General features: G+C 76.2%; 4 protein-coding genes. 3 read left to right on the forward strand and 1 reads right to left on the reverse strand.

Annotated features, from left to right (window positions below; translation table 11 throughout):
* The first annotated feature begins 199 nt into the window (after positions 1-199).
* The 3 genes from thpR to AC07A6_RS41250 all read left to right on the forward strand — a co-directional run bounded on the left by thpR (position 200) and on the right by AC07A6_RS41250 (position 2,430).
* Positions 200-754, forward strand: a complete 555-nt coding sequence (gene thpR, locus AC07A6_RS41240) for an RNA 2',3'-cyclic phosphodiesterase (RefSeq protein WP_478780522.1) — start codon at positions 200-202, stop codon at positions 752-754.
* 223 nt (positions 755-977) lie between these two features.
* Positions 978-1,838 (forward strand): dimethylargininase, encoded by an 861-nt coding sequence (gene ddaH / locus AC07A6_RS41245; protein WP_478780523.1) that lies wholly within the window; start codon positions 978-980, stop codon positions 1,836-1,838.
* 34 nt (positions 1,839-1,872) lie between these two features.
* A complete protein-coding gene (locus AC07A6_RS41250) occupies positions 1,873-2,430 on the forward strand; it encodes a YbaK/EbsC family protein (RefSeq protein WP_478780524.1) in 558 nt (185 codons plus the stop codon).
* Here the strand turns inward: AC07A6_RS41250 and AC07A6_RS41255 are convergent.
* On the reverse strand, positions 2,360-3,394 hold the full coding sequence (locus tag AC07A6_RS41255) for an MmcQ/YjbR family DNA-binding protein (RefSeq protein ID WP_478780525.1): 1,035 nt from the start codon (positions 3,392-3,394) through the stop codon (positions 2,360-2,362). The genes AC07A6_RS41250 and AC07A6_RS41255 overlap by 71 nt on opposite strands.
* Between the last annotated feature and the right edge of the window lie 405 nt (positions 3,395-3,799).

The following is a 3,799-nucleotide window of genomic DNA, read 5'->3' on the forward strand; positions in this document are numbered from 1 at the left end:
AACGCCGCGCGGGCTGGATTTCGCGCAGCGAAATTCCAGCCCCGCCGGCGTTTGAGGCGCGGGGGTCTGGGGGCGGAGCCCCCAGGGGGTCCGGGCGCAGCCCGGTGAGCGGGAGAGGGGCGGGTAGGGGACGGCCCCGCGCAGCGGCCCACCCCCACCCCCGGCACCGGCACCGGCACCGGCAGGTACCTTCAGAGGCGTGAGACTGTTCGCCGCTGTGCTGCCCGGGGAACGGGCCGCCGCCGAGTTGCGGGACGCCGTCGCGGCGGCCCCGCGCCCCGACGGCCTGCGGTGGACCGCGGAAGCGGGCTGGCACTTCACGCTCGCCTTCATGGGCGAGGTCCCCGACCCCCTCCTCCCCGACCTGCACGCCCGCCTCGCCCGCGCAGCCCACCGCAGCGCCCCCTTCCCGCTCCGCCTCCACGGCATCGGCCACTTCGGTGACCGCGCCCTGTGGACCGGCGCCGCCGGCGGCATCGACGCGATGCGGCTGCTCGCCGAGCGGGCCGACGCCGCCGCCCGCCGGGCCGGGGTGCCCATGGAGCACCACCGCCGCTACACCCCGCACCTCACCCTCGCCCGCGGCCGCCCCGGCACCGACCTGCGGCCCTGCCTCGACGCCCTCGCCGGCTTCGAGGGCACGCCCTGGCAGGTCGACACCCTCAGCCTGGTCCGCAGCAACCTCCCCTCCTCCGGCGTCCCCGGCGAGCAGCCCCGGTACGAGGTCGTCGAGGCCTGGCCGCTCTCCGGCTGAGGCCTGCGCGGTTGAGGGTTCGGGGACGGTTCATCCCCCGGTGGCCCGTACTTCGGGGCCCTGAATCCGGATTCCGGTGAAACAGAAGCAGTAGAGGCGACCCCGGCATGCTCCGGACCAGTACCTGGCAAGCCGCCCGCCCGCTGACACCGCACCACGGCCGCCCCGCCACCACCCCGCGGGACGGCCCGGAGCCCCTCCGGCCACCCTCGAAGGAGTCCCCGTGCCGCTCACCGAGCCGACCACCACCCCGACGGCCGCCCCGCCGGCCACCGCGCGCGTCGCCACCCGCCGCAGGCTGCTGATGTGCCGACCCCGGCACTACGACGTCACGTACTCGATCAACCCCTGGATGCACCCGGAGAACAGCACCGACCCCGCCCTCGCCGTCCGCCAGTGGGAGCGGCTGCGCGACCTGTACCGCGAACTCGGCCACTTCGTCGAGGAGATCGACCCCGTCGAGGGCCTGCCCGACATGGTGTTCGCCGCGAACGGCGCCACCGTCGTCGACGGCAAGGTCTACGGCGCGCGGTTCCGGCACGCGCAGCGCACCGCCGAGGGGCCCACGTACCTGGGCTGGTTCGAGCGCCGCGGCTACCGCGACGTGCTGTGGCCCGAGTACATCAACGAGGGCGAGGGCGACTTCCTCACCGCCGGCCGCCGGATCCTCGCCGGCACCGGCTTCCGCACCGACCCGCGCTCGCACGCCGAGGCCCAGGAGTTCTTCGGCCTGCCGGTGACGAGCCTGACCCTCGTCGACCCGGAGTACTACCACCTGGACACGGCCCTGGCCGTGCTCTCCGACGACGAGGTCATGTACTACCCGGCCGCCTTCTCCGAGGGCAGCCGGGCCGTGCTCCGCACGATGTTCCCCCACGCGATCCTCGCCACCGCCGAGGACGCCGCGGTCTTCGGGCTGAACGCCTTCTCCGACGGCCGCCACGTGCTGCTGCCGGAGGCGGCGACCGGCCTGATGGCCCAGCTCAGCGCGCGCGGCTTCGAGCCCGTCGGGGTCGGGCTCTCCGAGCTCCTCAAGGCGGGCGGCAGCGTCAAGTGCTGCACCCTGGAGCTGCGCGACCGCTGAGTCACCACCGACGTAGTTTCCGGAAAGGACAGTTGTGACCTCTGCGACCGCGATCGCGGACAGCCACGCCCGCCTGCTCGACCTCCTGGCGGACGCGGGAGCCGGCTACCGGCTGCTGCGCCACGCCCCGGAGGGGCGTACCGACCTGGCCAGCCTGATACGCGGCCACAGCCTCGAACAGGCCGCCAAGTGCCTGGTCATCAGAGTGGCGCTGGGACGCAAACAGCGCCGTTACGTGATCGCCGTGGTGCCGGGGCACTGCCGCGTGGACCTGGAGGCGGTCCGGGCCGAGTACGGCGGCACGAACGCCTCCTTCGCCGTCCGCGAGGTCGCCGAGGAGCTGACGGGCTGCGTCAGCGGGTCGATCATGCCGGTGAGCTTCGACCCGGCCGTGGAGGTGGTCGTCGACCCGGCGCTGCTGGAGCACGAGGAGATCTGGTTCAACGCGGGCCGGCTCGACGTGTCGGTGGCGCTGCGCACCGCGGGCTACCTGGCGCTGGTGCGGCCGCGCGTGGCACCGGTCAGCGCGGAGCCGGCGCAGGCGCAGGTTCCGGCGCAGGTGCGGGTGCCTGCGGCCGCGGTGCGTGGCTGAGGGTGACGTAGAGGTACTCGTCGAGCACCTTGGCCAGCGGCAGCCCGGGCCGTCCCAGTCCGGCGGTGAGCGCGTCCTCGTCGAGGCCGCTCTCCGCCAGCACGGCCCGGGCCCAGGCCCGGCCGGTCCGCAGGTGCCGCCCGAAGGCCCGCTCGTCGCGGGCGCCGTGCAGCCGGGCGGCGATGGCCGCGTCCCAGGGCATGACGGTGCGCGGCCGCAGCGCGAACAGGGCCTTGGCGGCCGCCGTCGGGCCGAGTCCGCGCCGGCCCAGCGGCAGCGCGGCCAGGTCCGCGTACGCGGCGGCGAGCACGCCGATCTCCCGGTCGGTGAGGGCCGCGATCGGGGCCCCGGGCAGGGTGTGCCGGGCCCACCAGGCGGCGAGTCCGGTGTCCAGCGGGTCGGGCTCGCCCTCGCGCGGGTAGCGGATGCGGCAGCCCCAGGCGTTGAGCCAGCGGTGCAGGGCGGTGCGGTGCGCGGGGTCGGCGAGGTCGATGCCGGGTGCGGTGTCCGCGACGAGCGCGTGCCAGCTGCGGTCCACGCCGGGGAACGCCCCGAAGACCCCGGCGGCGGCCCGCAGCCCGTCGAGTCCCGGCGCGGGCGGCAGGGCGGTGTCCTCCAGGGCGGTGTCCTCAAGGTGCGCTCGGGCGACCTTGGCCGGTACGCACATCCGCCAGGCGTCGGTGACCAGTTCCGCGAGTTCCGCGGTGCCGAGGGCGGCCATGCGGGCGTGCACCCAGTTGTAGCGCAGGTCGCCGGCGCCCGGCAGGGAGAACTTCCGCGGCTCGGCGGCGACGAGCGCGGCCCGTTCCTCCTTGGGGAAGGCGAAGCCGAGTTCGGTCTCGTCCCGGGAGAGGGCGAGGTAGACGATCCGGCCGATGCGGAACTTCACCCGGTCGCGGACCAGGTGCTCCTCGGTGCGCGGCAGCGCGAGCGCCAGCCGCCGTACGTCTTCGACGGTGACCATGACGCAAGTCTCGCAGCCCGTGGCGAGGGGCGCGGGTGGGAGCGCGTTAGTCTCGACGGGTGGACCCGAAGACCAGGAACCGTGTCATGGCCGGTGTGCTCGTGCTGATGTTCGTCGTCGTGGCGGTGGCGGCCGCGGTCGGCCAGTAGCCCCCGCACCCCGGCCGCTCCGCGCACGCCCGTACCCGTACCGGGGGGGGGGGGGGGGGGGGGGGGGGGGGGGGGGGGGGGGGGGGGGGGGGGGGGGGGGGGGGGGGGGGGGGGGGGGGGGGGGGGGGGGGGAAGGGGGGGGGGGGGGGGGGGGGGGGGGGGGGGGGGGGGGGGGGGGGGGGGGGGGGGGGGGGGGGGGGGGGGGGGGGGGGGGGGGGTGGGGGGGTGGGGGGGGTGAGACGACGGCGAAGCCGGC

The sequence above is a fragment of the Streptomyces sp. NPDC044002 genome (assembly GCF_056434525.1).

What these genes read in the sequence shown, in the direction of transcription:
- AC07A6_RS41255 (WP_478780525.1), bottom strand. Translation starts at nt 3,394, where the DNA reads ATGGTCACCGTCGAAGACGTACGGCGGCTGGCGCTCGCGCTGCCGCGC.